We start from the raw sequence: 15,835 nt of genomic DNA, 5'->3' as shown, positions 1-15,835 counted from the left end.
GCGCGAAGGAGTATGCGTGGTGCATACTGTGCGACGCACGCTGCGGATAGTCGAACATCCTGTGCGAGCGGCGCGTTCGAGCCCGGTGGCCACGTTGGTGTCCGACCGGAGGTTCGGGGCCCCTGCCCCGCGACAGCACGCATCTCGCACCCGACGGAGCGTACCGGAGGGCGGGGCGACTGCGGCCCGTGACGAGTCCGCCGAAGGAAACAACCCGATATCGGCGCCCGAACGGCAACGCTCAGTGACGCTCTACGGTGTGATAGAGGGAGCCTGGCGCGCTACAGTGCGGACGCGAGTGCCTCTTCCGTACGTTCTGCCGTCTGCCACAGTCGCGCACGCACCCAGGCGCGTTTCAGGTGCAGATGCACATCGGCTTCCCAGGTGAAGCCCATCCCGCCGTGGACCTGGAGGCAGTCGCGTGCCCCCTGCACCGCGGCCTCGTCGGCGAGCAGCTTGGCACCGGCGATCTCCAGGGGGTCGGCGGTGACCGCGGCGGCGTACACGGCGGCGCGGGCGAGTTCCGCGCGCACGAACATCTGCGCGCAGAGGTGCTTCACCGCCTGGAAGCTACCGACAGGCCTGCCGAACTGCTCCCGCTCCTTGGCGTATCGCGTCGCGAGCTCGATGGTACGCAGGGCCGAGCCGAGCTGCTCGGCGGCGGTGAGGAGTGCCGCGTAATCGACGTAATCCGTTTGCGTCTCGTCATGTACACCGCGCACAGCCGCACCGCGCACCCGATGCAGCGGTGTCAGCGGATCGACGGACCGCAGGCGTACGGCGCCTGCCGCAGCCGCTTCCCCCATCGCACCCGTCCGGTCCAGCACCGCGTCCGCCTCGTCCAGCCAGGGCACCAGCGCGCCGTCCGACATGGTCACCACCGCCTGGCCGGTGGACGCGCCGGTCACCACACCGGCCGCGAGATGGGTCGCGACCAGGGGACCCGGCAGGAGCATCCGCCCGGCCTCCTCGAACACCAGCACCGCCTCCGGGAGTCCGAGGCCCACCCCGCCCGCCTCCTCTGGCAGCCGCAGCGCGAAGAACCCCGCGTCGCCGAGGTCCCGCCACAGCCCCCGGTCCAGCCGGGGACTGGACGGCGTCTCACCGGGTTGGTCCACGGCGGTACGCAGGGCGTCCCGGTCGAAGCGGGCCGCCAGCAGCTCCCGCACCCCCCGGCGCAAGGAACGCTGGTCTTCGCTCAGTCGGAAGCGCACACCCCTCAGCCCCCCTTCGGCAAGCCGAGTATCCGCTCGGCGACGATGTTCTGCTGGATCTGCGACGTGCCGGCGGCGATGGTGTACGAGAGCGAGGAGAGCCGGTCCAGGGTCCACTCCCGGGACACGTCGAGCGCATCGGGCCCGAGCACCTCGGCGGCCGTGTCGTACAGCTCCTGGCGAGCCTGCGAGTAGCGCAGCTTGAACACGGAGCCGCCCGGCCCCGGTGGACCCCCGCCACGCTCCCCCTCGCTGACGTTCCACTGGATGAGCCGCCACAGGGCACCGAACTCCGCCGACAGCCGCCCGAGTCGGCGGCGCAGTACCGAGTCGTCCCAGCGGCCGTTCGCGCGGGCGGTCCTGGCCAGTTCACCGAGGGTGCGGCGGCAGGCGACGACCTCGCCGACGAAGGCGGTGCCCCGTTCGAAGGACAGGGTGACCATGGTGACCCGCCAGCCGTCGTTCTCCTCGCCCACTCTGTTGCCCACCGGCACCCGCACCTCGTCCAGGAAGACCTCGGCGAACTCGGTGGACCCGGCCAGGGTGCGCAGCGGGCGCACGGTGATTCCGGGTGCGTCCATCGCCATGGCCAGCCAGCTGATGCCCCGGTGCTTGGGGACATCGGGGTCGGTGCGGACGAGCAGTTCGCACCAGTCGGCGACTTCGGCGTGCGAGGTCCAGATCTTCGAACCGGTCACGACGTAGCAGTCGCCGTCGCGTACCGCCCTGGTGCGCAGCGAGGCAAGGTCGGAACCTGCGTCGGGTTCACTGAAGCCCTGGCACCAGATCTCGTCGCCGCGCAGGATAGGCGGCAGCCAGCGCTCGCGCTGTGCGGGGGTGCCCTCGGCGGCGATGGTCGGCCCGGCGTGCAGCAGCCCGACGAAGCCCGCGCCGACGTAGGGCGCCCCGGCCTTCTCCGTCTCCTCCAGGAAGATCAGGCGCTTGGTCGGGGAGGCGCCCCAGTGCACGTCCCCGTAGCCTGCGTCGTGGAGTGCGCGCTGCCAGCCGGTGTCGTAGGCCCGCCGCGCCGGCCAGTCATCGGGCGGGGGCTTCGGCGGCAGCTTCGGCAGCACGACGGACAGCCAGTCGCGCAGCGCGGCCCGGAACGCCTCTTCCTCGTCCGTGTACGCCAGGTCCACCGCGGGCCTCCACTTCTGACATACCGTCAGATGATTGCCAGCAGGCTACCCGCCTCCCTCTGGACCGGCAAGGCGGGCACCCCTACGCTCTGCACATGATCTGACTGACCATCAGCTATGTGCCGAACCGGGAGGCCACGCACGTGAACGCCACCGCCCACGCCCTGAGCGGCTCCCGTACCCTCTGGGAGCTGATCGACCGACGCGCCTCACTGACCCCGGACCGCCCGGTACTGATCCAGGACGACCGGCGACTGACCTTCGGCGAGCTGCGTGAAGGCTGCGAGCGGGTTGCGGCCGGGCTGTACGGGCTCGGCGTACGCCCGGGCACGGTCGTCGCCTGGCAGCTGCCGACCAGGATCGAGAGCGTGCTGCTGTCCGGGGCGCTGGCCCGGATCGGCGCCGTGCAGTCCCCCGTCATCCCCTTCTACCGGGACCGCGAGGTGGGCTTCGCCCTCAGCGCGTCGAAGGCCGACTTCTTCGCCGTACCCGGCGAGTGGCGCGGCTTCGACCACACCGCGATGGCCAGGCGGCTGGGCGCGCGCGGCGTCCTCGACGTGTACGAGCCGGGCTCGCTCCCCGACGGCGACCCCTCCGTACTGCCCCCGCCGCCCGGCGATGGCACGGACGTGCGCTGGATCTACTGGACCTCAGGAACCACATCGGACCCGAAGGGCGTACTGCACACCGACCGCTCCCTGATCGCCGGTGGCTCCTGCCTGGCCCACGCACTGGGGCTGACAGCCCATGACGTCGGCTCGATCGCGTTCCCCTTCGCGCACATCGGCGGTGCCGACTACCTGGTGATGCTGCTGCTGTACGGCTTTCCCGCCGTGCTCTTCGAGCAGTTCGCGCTGCCGGACGCCCTGGAGAGCTACCGCAAGCACGGGGTCACGACGGCGGGCGGCTCCACCGCCTTCTACTCGATGTTCCTGACCGAGCAGCGCAAACAACCGGGCGAGCCGCTGATCCCGACCCTGCGCCTGCTGGCGGGCGGCGGCGCCCCCAAGCCGCCCGAGCTGTACCACTCCGTGGTCCGCGAGATGGGCGTCCAGCTCACCCACGGCTACGGCATGACCGAAGTCCCGATGATCACCATGGGCGCCCCGGACGACACCCCCGAGCAACTGGCCACCACGGAGGGCAGACCTCCCGAGGGCATGGAGATCCGGATCGTGGACGGTGAGGTCCGGCTGCGCGGAGAGGCGGTCTGCCAGGGCTACCTGGACTCCGGGCAGACGGCTGCCGTCTTCGACGCCGACGGCTTCCTGCGCACCGGGGACCTCGGCCGTCTCACCGAGTCGGGCCACCTGGTGCTCACCGGCCGCCTGAAGGACGTGATCATCCGCAAGGGGGAGAACATCTCCGCCAAGGAGATCGAGGACCTCCTCCACACCCATCCGGCCGTCGGGGACGCCGCGGTGATCGGCCTGCCCGACCCCGAACGCGGCGAACGCGTCTGCGCGGTGCTCGAACAGCCCGACGGGGCGGCTCGGTTGACCCTCGCCGAGGTCACGGCGTATCTGCGCGACGCGGGGCTCTCCGCGCACAAGTTGCCGGAGCAGCTGGAGGTGGTGGCGGCGCTGCCGCGCAACGAGACGCTGCGGAAGGTGCTCAAGTACAAGCTCCGCGAACGCTTCGGCGGGGACACGGGGGACGCCGCGTTTCGTCTGTACGGCGGCGGCTGAACACCGCTCGTGCGCCTGAAGCCCCGTCGAGACGGCGGGGCTTCGCAGGCCGCTCGGATCATCGGCCGCCGCGTGCCGCTGTCTACGGCTCGGGCGTGACGTAATAGGCGGCGAACGCCTCCAGGATCTGATCCTCGCTGATCCTGCCGTCGCCGTCCGCGTCCAGTGCCGCGGCCACCAGGGCGCACCGCTCCTGGTCGACACCCAGGACGCGGAGCACCCGCTCGGCGCTGTCCAGGGTGACCCCCGTGCCGTCCTGGTCGGCGATGCCGATCAGGGCGTGGAGGAAGGGCCGCGCGATCTCGGCGAAGCGGTGCGGGTTGTCGCGGAGCCGCTTCACCGCGCCGGTGATGAACTCCTCACGGGTGACCCGCTGGTCACCGTCCACGTCGGCGATGCCCGCCATGCCCTGCCAGAACGCCTCGGCGCCCGAGTAGAGGGCCTGCCCCTTCTCCGAGCGTGCCGTCGTGCCGAACTCGGCGAGGATCGCCTTGGCCGCCTGGTTGAAGTCCGCCCTGTCGATGTAGCCGTTGCCGTCCTGGTCGAACTCGGCGAACCGGTGGGCGACCTTCCGCTCGTATTCTGCGCTGTCCATGCGGGGAGACTACGACGTTCCGGGCCGGTCGCGCTCATCTTCCACCGACCTGCGGCGATGCTGAGACGATACGACGACAATCGGGGCGGCCCCGACACCCGCCTCCCCGCTTAGGCCGAGAGCGGTTCCGCCTCGTCGTCCACAGCCGCCAGGGCACTCTCGTACACCTCGAAGAGCCGACGCACACCGAGCGCCGCGAGCACTCTGTTCACATGCGCGCCCTGGACCCCGGCGGCGTTTTCCGCGCCCCCGGCGGGGAGGATGAGACGCAGTCGGCCACGGCAGGAGCGCAGGAGGCGGCGAGCCGCGATCAGCACGCCGACCCCGCTGGAGTCACAGAACACCACACCGGACAGATCGAGCACCACATCACGGCGGCCCCGGGCCACCGCCTCGTGCACATGGCGGCGGACCACGGGTGAACTGACCAGGTCGAGCTCACCCTGCATGCGCAGCACGGTCCACGGACCGTGTGCGATTCCCTGGAATTCCTCGACTTCGACCTCGATCATCACACATCCCGCGATCCGGAGGTTCGCCTTCCAGACGCCGCTTCCCAGCCGCCACGGGGCCAAACCCGCGGGGGCGGACTTGCCGCAAAGACGCGTGGTGCCGTGATGCGGCCCACTACATTCGAAGCAGCGAGGACGACTGGCGAGTAGCATTCTGGAATATCCCGGAATGCCTGATTAGTCCATAACGGGCGGAGGTTGGGGCGCCGGATGGCCAAAGACACACCACCCCGCTGGGACCGCAAGATGCAGCAGCGGCTGGCACGCGGCGAGGCAGCCGCGCTCGGCGAGCTGTACGACCGGTTCGCCTCGCTCGTGCACAACCTGGCCCACCGGGTGCTGGACGACAACGAGGCGGCGGACCAGATCACCCGCGAGGTCTTCGGCTATGTCTGGGAGAACCCGGACGCCTACGACCCCAAGCAGGGCTCCATGCGCTCCTGGGTGGCCAGGCTCACCCACAAGCAGGCCGTGCACCGGCTGCGGCAACAGGAGGCCGCGGCCCATGCCGGCAACGGCGGCGGCTCAGCCGACGAGTTGGAAGACCTGGAGGAAAGGGTGCGCCGCGCGTCGGTCGCCGCACGGGCCGACTACATCGTGACGTCGATGCCCTCCTCCCTGCGAGCCGCGCTCCAGCTGGCCTACCGCGAGCGGCGCGACTACCGGCAGGCCGCTTCGGACCTCGACATCTCGGCGGACGAGGCACGCCGGAGGTTGAGGCTGGGGCTGCAACTGCTGTCCACGGCGCACACCCGCCCGCTCCCCGGCGGCTCGTCGCCCCCCGGCCCACAGCCCGGTCGCGGACGTACCCGGTGACCGGCCCGCTCGGCGGCGGCCGAGGCCCCGGCGGGTCCGATGACGGACCGGGCGCCGTGCCGCGCATCCCTGGTCCGCGGGCGGCGGGGGACGACCTCGATCCGCCACCCGTCCTGCCGCCACCGGTGAGTCCGGTCACTTCCGTGACCGTGCCCCAACTGCCGCACAACGTGCTGAAGTCCCTGCTCGGCGCCTGGGCACTGGCGGCCTGCTCCGCCGAGGAGAGCGCCGCGGTCGACGCGCACCTCACGGAGTGCGCGCCCTGCGCGGACGAGGCACTGCGGCTGCGCGACGCGGTCGGGCTGCTGCACAACGACGTCGAGCTGGACCTCGATCCGCTGCTGCGCTCCCGCGTGCTGGAGAACTGCCTGGGCCGCCGTGCCGCGCGGATCCCGGTGCCCACCTGGGCGGCCCCGTACGACGCGGAGACCGCGCGTCTCGACGCGCTGCTGCGCGACTTCGGCGACGCGGACTGGGACACACCCCTGCGGTTGAAGTGGTTCGACGGCCTCGAGCCGGTGAGCCGCGGGACCACCGTCGCCGGGGTGATCGGCCACCTGCTGTCCGTGGACGGGTTGGTGGCGTCGGCGCTCGGTCTCGACGACCCGGTGGCTCCGTACACGACGAGCGGGGCACCGCCGGATCCGCACTCGGCACACATCCCCCACTCCCCCGCGGAACGCACTGATCGGTTCTGGCACTCCGCGCAGATCCCGGCCGCCCGGGAGGTCCGCGCGTCCTGGCGTGATCAGGCCCACACCCTGGTGCGTACGGTGTCGTTCGCGGGGCGGGGGGTCGCGGAGCTGTCGGTACCGTACGGGGACTTCACGCTTCCACTACGCGACGCACTGCTCGACCGCGCGTTCGAGTGCTGGGTGCACGCCGACGACATCGCCCAGGCGGTCCATTACCCGTACGCCCCGCCGAGCGGCCCACATCTGCACCACATGATCGAACTTGCCGTACGCCAGCTCCCGGCCGCGCTCGCCGCCAGGCGCCGCGCGGGGCTCGCCGGGCCCGCCCGCCGCCTGGTCACGGCGGGCTCTCCGGGCCGCTCCCTGCATCTGGAGGTCGAGGGCGCGGGCGGCGGCCACTGGCACATCCCGCTGGACTCCCCGGGCGCGATCGGCGACCCGGAGCAGTCCGTGGCCCAGATCGCCTTGGACGCCGTCGAGTTCTGCCAGCTCGTGGCGGGGCATGTACCGCCCGCGGAGGTCGCGGTGGGCCAGGACGGGGACCGCGAGGCGATCCAGGACGTGCTGTTCGCAGCGGCGTCGCTGTCCCGGCTGTGAGACGGGCCAGGGCCTTTCGTTCTGATCAGGCGTGATCCGAACGAAAGGCCCTCAAGCGAAGACCACCGTGCGGCGGCCGTTGAGCAGGATGCGGTGTTCGGCGTGCCACTTCACCGCGCGCGCCAGCGCCTGGCACTCCACATCGCGCCCGACGGCCACCAGCTGCTCCGGAGTCACCTCGTGGCCGACCCGTTCGACTTCCTGCTCGATGATCGGGCCCTCGTCCAGATCCGCCGTCACGTAGTGCGCGGTCGCCCCGATCAGCTTGACGCCCCGCTCATGCGCCTGGTGGTACGGCTTGGCGCCCTTGAAGCTCGGAAGGAAGGAGTGGTGGATGTTGATGATCCGGCCGCTGAGCTGCTTGCACAGGTCGTCGGACAGCACCTGCATATAGCGGGCGAGCACGACCAGCTCCACGCTCTCGGACCGCACCAGCTCCAGCAGCTCGGCCTCCGCCGCCGCCTTGGTCTCCCTGGTCACCGGGATGTGGCGGAACGGGATGTCGTACGAGGCCACGAGCTCGGCGAAATCGGTGTGGTTGGACACCACGGCCGCGATGTCGACCGGCAGCGCACCGATCCTGGACCGGAAGAGCAGATCATTCAGGCAGTGCCCGAATTTGCTGACCATCAGCACCACCCGCATGCGCTCGTCAGCGCGGTGGATCTCCCAGTCCATCTGGAACGAGTCCCCCACGGCGGCGAAGCTGGCTCGCAGCTTCTCCACCGTCACCGGAGCCTCGGCGGCGAAGTGGACCCGCATGAAGAACAGACCCGTGTCCCGGTCTCCGAACTGCCGACTGTCCTCGATGTTGCAGCCGGTGATGAAGAGGTAGCTGGAGACGGCGTGCACGATGCCCTTTTTGTCGGGGCACGAGAGCGTCAGGACGTACTGATCGGTCATCCTCGTAGCCTGCCACACCCCAAGGGTGCCGACGGCGCCGTGTCCGTCAGACGGACCGCGTCGCCGGGAGCCGTCAGGCGGAGCGCGTCATGATGCGCAGCACTTCCAGCGTGCGCGGAGGCGTGTCCGGGTCCTCGCCGTCGTTGACCGCGAGCCGTATGTGCGCCTCGCGCGCGGCCCGTACCGCCTCCGGCCAGCCGTGGTGCTCGATGTACGCGGAAACCGGGGCGTCCGCGCCCACCTGGTGCATGATCCGCAGCACCCGCAGCACGGCGACATCGACCAGAGCGGCCTCTCCGGAGTCCCGGAAGATCGTTCCGACGTACTTCTCGGCGGACCAGTTGTCCAGCCAGGTGTCCTCGACCAGGCGGTACACGGCGTCGGTGACGTCTCCGTACCCCTCGTGACCTGCCAACCAGACGTCCTGGTGGAAGGTGGGATCGGAAAGCATGTGCAGCGCCGAGCGCACATTGCTGCGCCAGCGCCACCAGGGCATGTCATTGAGCGGCATGTCGCCCATGGTGGGGGAGCGACGGCCGCGACGGGAAGAGTTCATTGACGTTCACCTCGGGAGCCTCTGCGGTCGATCGTACGGCCCGCGCACTTCCGCGGTTCCGGCCCCCTGGAATTCACCCCGGCGTCACCCACCGTTGAAGCCCGCTCACTCCGGCGTTACCCACGGGGCGGAAGTGTGCGGGTGCATGACCGGATGGCGCCGCACCCACACACCCCGTCACTACAGGACCTTCGTGGCCCTCGCCCTGTCAACGGCGGTGGTCGGAACATCACTCCTGCTCACCGCATGCGGAGCGCTCCCGGGCATCTCGGACGACTCCCGGGAGCCGGTGACCGTGATGACCTTCGCCCCCGAGGAGACGAGGGCCACGAACATGCCGGGGATGCCCGCGCTGGCACAGGCATACGCCAAGTACGTCAACGCACTCGGTGGGATCGACGGTCACGAGCTTCGGGTCCTCACCTGCAACGAGCACAACACCGGAGTGGGGGCCGCCGAGTGCGCCCGCCGAGCCGTCAGGGAGGGCGCGGTCGCGGTCGTCGGCTCCTACAGCCAGCACGGCCGCGCGTTCATGCCGCCGCTGGAAGCGGCGGGCATTCCGCACATCGGCGGCTTCGGGATCTCCGACGAGGAGTTCTCGAGCTATCTCTCGTACCCGGTCAACGGCGGTGTGGCCGCGCTTCTCGCCGGCAACGGGCGGCAGCTCGCGGGCAGCTGCCGGAAGGTCTCGTTGGTGCGGCCCGACAACATACTCGGTGACGCCCTGCCGGCTCTTCTCAACGCGGGCCTGTCCGAGGGCAAGCGGAAGCCGTCGTCCGACATCAGGGCGGCCGACGACTCCTCCGAGTACGCACGGCAGGCCGAGCAGGCGCTCGAAGCGGCGGGCGGCGAGCGGGGCTGTGTGACCGCCGTGCTCGGCGAACGCACCGAGACCTTCGTCGACTCCTTCCGCCGGGTGCGCGACTCGGGTGGCACCGGCGGCTCGGAGGTCCGGATCTCCTCCGTGCTCAGCTCTGTCGACCAGCCCCTGATCGACCGCACGGGCGGCGCGAACGGGCCCTTCGAAGGAGCCCTCATGACCGGCTGGTACCCGGTCTCCGAGGACCAGCGCTGGGGGCTGTTGCGGGAGGTGATCCGCGAGAACGCCTTCGGGGACAACCGGATCGACGCCGCGGACGCGGGCGTGCAGACCACATGGATCGCCTACACCGTGCTGCGGAAGGTCATCGAGTCGCTCGACCGCGCCGAGATCACCCCGGGTGCCGTAGCCCACGCCCTGGACAACGGCGTGACCGTCGACACCGGGGGGCTCACCCCGGACCTGCGCTGGCGTTACGACGACATGCTGGGGGTGACAGGGCTACCCCGGGTGGTGAACCGGAGCGTGACGTTCCAGGTGGTGCTGAAGGGGAGGCTGGTTGCCCAGCGGTCGGGGTTCGTGGACGTCAGCTCCACCATGCAGAACGCGAGCACGGTGTAGGCGCCAGCACGGTGCAGGAAGGTACCGCCAGGCCCCAGGGCGGTTGGCACCCTCGTGACACGCGCCGAACGGGCAGGGGCCTTCGCGGTTTCGCCGTGCCCCCGTGCGGGTGCACGGCGTACCGAGTCAGAGCTGCGTAGCCGCGCGCTTCGTCAAGGAGTACTTCGTGGCGATGGCGTTCCACAGGCCTGAGGCCTCATGCTTGGCCGCGGTCGCCTCGCCGCTCTCCCGGTTGCCCAGCATCGCGTTCTTGCTCTGGCGGGCCTTGCCGTCACGGCAGCCCTTCTTGCCGTCGACGTCCTTGGCCCACTGCGCGTAGTGGTCGTCCGCCGACGCGGAGGCTTCCCATGCCTCGGTGAGTGACTCGGTGAGCCGCTCGTGGTTCTGGAGCTTGTCGACTTCCACGTCCTTGAGGCGGGTCACCAGGCTCCGCCGCTGCTCGGCGGCGGCACGGAGGTCGGAGGCTGCTTGGTCGAGGTTGTCGCAGCGCTTGATCGACTCGACCGAGCGGATCACCGCGGCGCGGCTGTCGTTGCTGTCGGCGAGCAGCTTGTCGAGCTCCTCGGCCTGGGCCTTGGCCGGATCGTCAGCCGCTGCGGCCTTGGTCGGGGCCGCGGCCTCCGGCGTGCTGGCGGCGGCCACAGGAGTCTTGTCGGTGCCCTTGTCGTCCTCGCCGCCGAACACCAGTGCACTGACACCGAGGCCGACCACGGCGCAGCCCACGACGACCGCGGCGATCAGCGGAAGACGGGAGGAGCGGCGCGCCTGCGGCTCGTCATAGCCGGGGTGACCCGAGTGGTCGGGGTGACCGGTGGGACCGTAAGGGCCGGTGGGGCCGGTCGGATACGAGTGCTGCGGGTGCTGCGGGGTGGCGGCGTACAAGGGATGCCGCTGTTGCCCCGTGGCTGAGCGCGGTGTCTGCGGGGGCGGCGAGTCGCTGCGGAAGAGGTTCTCGAACCCGGCGGGAGGCTGCGGCTGCGGCCCGGCGGGGGTCCCGGGACTCGCCCCGTAAGGGCCCCCGGCCGGCGGGGGCGGCGCGGTCTGCCGCTGGGGTACGGGCGGCAGGAACTGCGTGGCGGCGGCGTCGCCCGTGGCCGGAGCCGAGGTCGGGGTCTGGGCCGGGGCATTGGCCCGAGGTCGCAGCCCGAGGTATTGAGTCGACTCGGCGGGCGCCTCGGGCGGCAGCGGCCCAGGAACGCCCGGCACGGGCGGAATGTACTGGGTCGCCGCGACATCGGCACCCCCGGCACCGGCAGACGGCACCGGCGGAATGTACTGGGTCGCCGCGACATCGGCACCCCCGGCACCGGCAGACGGCACCGGCGGAATGTACTGGGTCGCCGCGACATCGGCACCCCCGGCACCGGCAGACGGCACCGGCGGAATGTACTGGGTCGCCGCGACATCGGCACCCCCGGCACCGGCAGACGGCACCGGCGGAATGTACTGGGTCGCCGCGACATCGGCACCGTACGGCTGCTGGGGTCGCGTCTGCGGGTGCGTCCCCGGCTCCGGCCCGGAAGGCACCCCCGGCGGTTGCGGCTGCCCCTGTCCCGGACCCCACGGCGCCCCCCAGGCCGCGCCGCCGGTCGGGGCTGGCTGCTCCCCGCCGGTCCCGGGTATCCAGGGCCCGTTGCCGTCTGCGGGCAGCACGACACCTTCGTGCGCGGGCAGCGCGGCGCTCCCGGCGCCGGGAGCGCCGCCGGAGTGCTGCGTCTCGTCACCCTGTCCGCTTCGCGTCACCGGGACTCCTACACGTGTACCTACGGAACCGTCGGCTCACGCTACCGGGTGGACGAAGGGGTCCGCACATACGTGTGGTCCCCGTAACAAGAAGCGGCGGTACGGCGCTGATCACGGGGCGGTCCGCAGCGCCACCCTCTCCCCGAACTCCCTTACCGCGGACTCGTCGGCGAACGGTTCGAGCCGGTGGCGGAGGTCCTCCACGTACTCCACGCCCCGGCTCGACCGGAGGGAGCCGAGCAGTTCCACCGCCCGGGTCCCGGTGTGGCACGCGGCCTCCACCTCGCGCTGCTGGACCTGGGCTGTCGCGAGCAGCACCAGGCCGATGGCACGGCGCCGGGCTCGGGACTCGGGGTGCCCTTCGAGGGATTCTGCGGCACGGCGGGCCGCTGCCTCCGCCTGGCCCAGGTCGCGGTGGCAGTGGGCCAGCTCGTCCGCGAGGTAGGCGTGGTCGAAGTGCGCGATCCACACCGGATCGTCACCGGAGGCCGGATCCGCCCGCTCCAGGGCCGTCAGCGCCTTGCCCGCGATCTCATGGCAGGCGCGGGCGTCCCCGAGCAGGGCGTGGCCGCGTGCCTCGGCGGCGAGGAACATGGCCTCGGCCCGTGGCGTCACCTGCCCCCTCGCCCCCTCCTGCGCAGCCCTGGCGAGCTGGGCGATCTCCCTCGGGTTGCCGAGCTCCGCCGCGAGGTGGCTCATCGAAGCCGCCAGCACATAGCCGCCGTAGGCCCGGTCCCCGGCTGCCTGCGCCAGCCGCAGCGCCTGGATGTAGTAGCGCTGGGCGAGCCCGGGCAGGCCGCTGTCCACAGCCATGTACCCGGCCAGTTCGGTGAGTCGGGCCACGGCGGCGAACAGCCGACGGCCTACCGGTTCGCGGTACGAGCCCGAAAGCAGCCCGGAGACCACGCTGTTGAGGTAGTGCACCACGACGGGACGTACACGTCCGGCCCCGAAGCGGTGGTCAAGCACCTTGAGCGCCTCCGTCATGGCCTCCACGGCCTCGACGTCCGCGACGCCCACCCGGGACCCCGCCGTGCGCTCCACCAGCGCGTCGGCCCCGGTGATCAGCCAGTCGCGACTGGGCTCCACCAGCGCCGACGCCGCGACCGTGGAGCCGGAGAGGAAGTCACGGCGACCCACATCACTGCGCCACAGCTCACAGACCTGCTCGATGGCGCCGAGCACGGTCGGGGCGAACTGGAGCCCGACTCCCGATGCCAGGTTCTTACCGTTGGCCATGCCGATCTCGTCGATCGTGACTGTGCGGCCCAGCTTGCGGGCCAGCGCCTCCGCGATGATCCCGGGCGCCCTGCCGCGCGGCTGCTGTCCGCGGAGCCAGCGCGCCACCGACGTCTTGTCGTACCGCAGATCCAGTCCGCGCTCCGTCCCCACCATGTTGACCCGGCGCGCGAGTCCGGCGTTGGAGCACCCGGCCTCCTGGATCAGCGCTTGCAGCCGTTCGTTGGGCTGGCGGGCGACAAGTGGCCTCGCTGCCATGACAACAACCCCCTGTACCGGACGTACCGGACCGCCCAGCGAGCGATCTCCCATTGATCGCTTCCCGGTGCCAATCCGGAGAATGCCGATGAGCTCGGACGATTACGGGTGAATGCCGCTACAGCACAAGGGGTTACCCCTCCACCGGGTCCGTTCCGCACGCGCGCCCCCGTCCGTGCTTCCGTGCGCCCCGATCGCAGGGGCGATGCGCCGTGCTCCCGGCCATGTGCGCCCGTAACCCGTACCAGTGACGGGAGTTGACCCGATCGTGAACAAGACCGACAAGGCCGAGAAGACCGACGAGACCATCGCAGAGATCGCCGGAGTGCCGACGGGGCGAGCCGCCGCCGACCCGGTCACCGCGCCGGGCACCGGGCTGATCCCCCAGCAGCGCGGTGAGCAACTGCTCGACTGCGCCGTGCGGTACGCGGACGAACGGCACTGGGACGTGTTCCCCGGCACCTGGCTCCGGATCACCGACGGCATGGAGCACTGCTCCTGCGGTGCGGCCTCCTGTGCCGCCCCGGGGGCCCACCCGGCGCGCCCGGACTGGGCGGACCAGGCGACCGGCAGCGCGGCAGCCGTACGTCTGGCGTGGGGGCGGCAGCCCAGAGCGTCGATCCTGCTGCCCACGGGACGGACCTTCGACGCCCTGGACGTCCCGGAGTCGGCCGGTTTCCTGGCACTGGCCCGGATGGAGCGGATGGGGATCACGCTCGGTCCTGTGACCTGCACCCCGGACCGGAGGATGGTCTTCTTCGTGCTGCCCGGTACGGCAGCAAGGGTCCCCGGGCTGGTACGTACGCTGGGCTGGGCACCGGACTCCATCGATCTGACCGCGCACGGCGAGGGCCACTACATCGCTGCCCCGCCGACCAGGATCGGCTCCCGTGGCGCGGTGCAGTGGGTGCGGCGCCCCACGGTCGCGAACCGCTGGCAACCGGACGCCGAGGAACTGCTCAGCCCGCTGGCGTACGCCTGTGGACAGGAGGCACCGGTCGGGCGTTCCCGCCACATCTGAACCGCGCACGGCTCCCCCGCCTGCACCGCGCACGGCGCCCCGGACCGCGCGGTTCGTGACCACGGCGTCCGGCCACGGCTGTGGATGCGGCATACGACAGCGCGGCACTGAGACAGCCTCCGACTCCCGAGGTGCATGACTCGTCTCCGCCTACCGCTCGGAAAGGGCCGCCTCCTGGGGACGGCGCGGTGCGGGCAGGCGCAGTGCCGCCAGGCGTGCCGTGGTCAGCAGGGACAGGGACGCGATGGCGAGTGACGAGTAGTGGTGTTCCCGCCACCACATGAGGGGAAGTCCGACCGCGGGAACGCGGAGCCGGCCGAAGCCGAGCACCTGGGCCAGCGGGACGGGTGTGGAGTCGGGCCGCTGGTTGGCGTCACCCGCGGTGATGATGCGGTTGTCGGGCAGGATCTTGCGGACGCGGTGGGACAGCAGCCGCGAGGGGTTGGCCGGGTCACGGACGAGCACGACCTGACCGCGCAGGGGCGCACGGCCTCCGAGCGGCTGGTAGAGCACGACGTCACCGCGCAGGATGCGCGGCCGCATCGACTCACTCACCACCAGGGTCGGCCGCCAGTCGAGAACGAGCGGGGGCAGGTGCGCCCAGATGAGCAACCCGGAGGCCGCGGCAAGCACGGTGCGTGCCGCGGCCGATGTCACGAGCCTGATCCACGAGCCGGCCCGGGCCCCGCCCGGCGGGTCGGTTTCGACCCGCCCTGACGGTGTGGCCATCTAAACCGTCTGGGCTTCCCAGTTGAAGCTCACGTTCGGCGTGCTCCCGCCCTGGGTGGTGTCGGGCGCCGAGGCGCTGAACGTCCAGGAGATGCGGTAGCTGATGGTCTGCGGCGGGTTGCCCGCTACCGCCCACGGGCCCACACCGTTGGCGTAGTTCGTGCGGTTGGAGAGGAAGTCGTCCAGGGTTCCGGTGTAGTCGGACGGACCGCTGGGAGTGAATCCGGCGCAGCTGCTGAAGGTGCCGCCGGTCCCGTCCTCGATCGTGATGGTGATGTACGGGCTGATGTCGTTGGCCGGTACGGCCGCATGGGAGCTGTAGAGCTTGATGTCGGACGGGAGAGTGGAGGCCGATGTGATGGCGATGCAGCGTGACCCGGACTGGCCGGGCGTCATATTGGTGACCTGGAACATCGGCGATCCGCCACTGTCGTTCGTCAGGTTCAGGGAGCCCGCGTTCCAGTGGTTTCCGGAATTGCTCGTCACTCCGGCGAAGGCGGCGTGTGAGGCCCGCCAGACCATCCCGCCGCTGAGCGCGAGCCCGAGCGGGACGGGCAGGGCATAGGCCACCATCTTGGCCCAGGGCAGGTGCCTCACACTTTCGCGCAATCCATGCATGCCTCCATGATTCCCATCGCCGGCGGACGCGCGCGGTGTGCGGGAGGCGAATCACCGCAGAACACTCGAAG

15 protein-coding genes are annotated in these 15,835 nt (G+C 71.0%); 5 read left to right on the top strand and 10 right to left on the bottom strand.

Annotated features, from left to right (window positions below; genetic code table 11):
- Positions 1-281: 281 nt before the first annotated feature.
- Together V1460_RS03680 and V1460_RS03675 are read right to left on the bottom strand one after the other, a co-directional pair.
- Positions 282-1,214 (bottom strand): acyl-CoA dehydrogenase family protein, encoded by a 933-nt coding sequence (locus V1460_RS03680; RefSeq protein ID WP_338672095.1) that lies wholly within the window; start codon positions 1,212-1,214, stop codon positions 282-284.
- 5 nt (positions 1,215-1,219) lie between these two features.
- Positions 1,220-2,353 (bottom strand): acyl-CoA dehydrogenase family protein, encoded by a 1,134-nt coding sequence (locus V1460_RS03675; protein WP_338672094.1) that lies wholly within the window; start codon positions 2,351-2,353, stop codon positions 1,220-1,222.
- Between the two features lie 143 nt (positions 2,354-2,496).
- Between V1460_RS03675 and V1460_RS03670 the strand changes: the two genes are divergently transcribed.
- The gene (locus V1460_RS03670) at positions 2,497-4,041 is read left to right on the top strand and encodes an AMP-binding protein (protein WP_338672093.1); all 1,545 of its coding nucleotides are present in this window, start codon (positions 2,497-2,499) and stop codon (positions 4,039-4,041) included.
- 82 nt (positions 4,042-4,123) lie between these two features.
- Here the strand turns inward: V1460_RS03670 and V1460_RS03665 are convergent, their stop codons facing one another.
- Positions 4,124-4,636 (bottom strand): EF-hand domain-containing protein, encoded by a 513-nt coding sequence (locus V1460_RS03665; protein ID WP_338672092.1) that lies wholly within the window; start codon positions 4,634-4,636, stop codon positions 4,124-4,126.
- Positions 4,637-4,746: 110 nt separating this feature from the next.
- Positions 4,747-5,148 carry an STAS domain-containing protein gene (locus V1460_RS03660; protein WP_338672091.1) on the bottom strand — a complete coding sequence of 134 codons (402 nt, stop codon included), beginning with the start codon at positions 5,146-5,148 and terminating at the stop codon, positions 4,747-4,749.
- Between the two features lie 210 nt (positions 5,149-5,358).
- On the opposite strand from V1460_RS03660, the gene V1460_RS03655 reads away from it, so the two are divergent.
- Positions 5,359-5,964 carry a sigma-70 family RNA polymerase sigma factor gene (locus V1460_RS03655; RefSeq protein ID WP_338672090.1) on the top strand — a complete coding sequence of 202 codons (606 nt, stop codon included), beginning with the start codon at positions 5,359-5,361 and terminating at the stop codon, positions 5,962-5,964.
- On the top strand, positions 5,961-7,256 hold the full coding sequence (locus V1460_RS03650; RefSeq protein WP_338672089.1) for a maleylpyruvate isomerase N-terminal domain-containing protein: 1,296 nt from the start codon (positions 5,961-5,963) through the stop codon (positions 7,254-7,256). The genes V1460_RS03655 and V1460_RS03650 overlap by 4 nt, the downstream gene beginning before the upstream one ends.
- A gap of 51 nt (positions 7,257-7,307) precedes the next feature.
- Here the strand turns inward: V1460_RS03650 and purU are convergent, their stop codons facing one another.
- Positions 7,308-8,159 (bottom strand): formyltetrahydrofolate deformylase, encoded by an 852-nt coding sequence (purU, locus tag V1460_RS03645; RefSeq protein ID WP_338672087.1) that lies wholly within the window; start codon positions 8,157-8,159, stop codon positions 7,308-7,310.
- A gap of 73 nt (positions 8,160-8,232) precedes the next feature.
- Positions 8,233-8,679, bottom strand: coding sequence for an SCO4402 family protein (locus V1460_RS03640; protein WP_338677880.1), 447 nt, complete (start codon positions 8,677-8,679; stop codon positions 8,233-8,235).
- Between the two features lie 181 nt (positions 8,680-8,860).
- Here V1460_RS03640 and V1460_RS03635 point away from each other — a divergent pair, with 181 nt between their 5' ends.
- Positions 8,861-10,156: an ABC transporter substrate-binding protein gene (locus V1460_RS03635; protein ID WP_338672086.1), complete on the top strand. Its 1,296-nt coding sequence runs from the start codon at positions 8,861-8,863 to the stop codon at positions 10,154-10,156.
- A gap of 126 nt (positions 10,157-10,282) precedes the next feature.
- On the opposite strand, the gene V1460_RS03630 is transcribed toward V1460_RS03635, so the two are convergent.
- Together V1460_RS03630 and V1460_RS03625 are read right to left on the bottom strand one after the other, a co-directional pair.
- On the bottom strand, positions 10,283-11,899 hold the full coding sequence (locus V1460_RS03630; RefSeq protein ID WP_338672085.1) for a hypothetical protein: 1,617 nt from the start codon (positions 11,897-11,899) through the stop codon (positions 10,283-10,285).
- Positions 11,900-12,010: 111 nt separating this feature from the next.
- Positions 12,011-13,396, bottom strand: coding sequence for a transcriptional regulator (locus V1460_RS03625; RefSeq protein WP_338672084.1), 1,386 nt, complete (start codon positions 13,394-13,396; stop codon positions 12,011-12,013).
- A gap of 325 nt (positions 13,397-13,721) precedes the next feature.
- Between V1460_RS03625 and V1460_RS03620 the strand changes: the two genes are divergently transcribed.
- Positions 13,722-14,417, top strand: coding sequence for a bifunctional DNA primase/polymerase (locus V1460_RS03620; RefSeq protein ID WP_338677879.1), 696 nt, complete (start codon positions 13,722-13,724; stop codon positions 14,415-14,417).
- 150 nt (positions 14,418-14,567) lie between these two features.
- Here the strand turns inward: V1460_RS03620 and V1460_RS03615 are convergent, their stop codons facing one another.
- Both V1460_RS03615 and V1460_RS03610 read right to left on the bottom strand, forming a co-directional pair.
- On the bottom strand, positions 14,568-15,146 hold the full coding sequence (locus V1460_RS03615) for a S26 family signal peptidase (RefSeq protein WP_338672083.1): 579 nt from the start codon (positions 15,144-15,146) through the stop codon (positions 14,568-14,570).
- Complete coding sequence (locus V1460_RS03610) at positions 15,147-15,764, bottom strand: hypothetical protein (RefSeq protein ID WP_338672082.1); 618 nt, start codon at positions 15,762-15,764, stop codon at positions 15,147-15,149.
- Positions 15,765-15,835 lie beyond the last annotated feature (71 nt).

This window comes from Streptomyces sp. SCSIO 30461, assembly GCF_037023745.1.
Taxonomy (GTDB): Bacteria; Actinomycetota; Actinomycetes; order Streptomycetales; family Streptomycetaceae; genus Streptomyces.
This window is presented reverse-complemented; position numbering and strand designations above follow the sequence as displayed.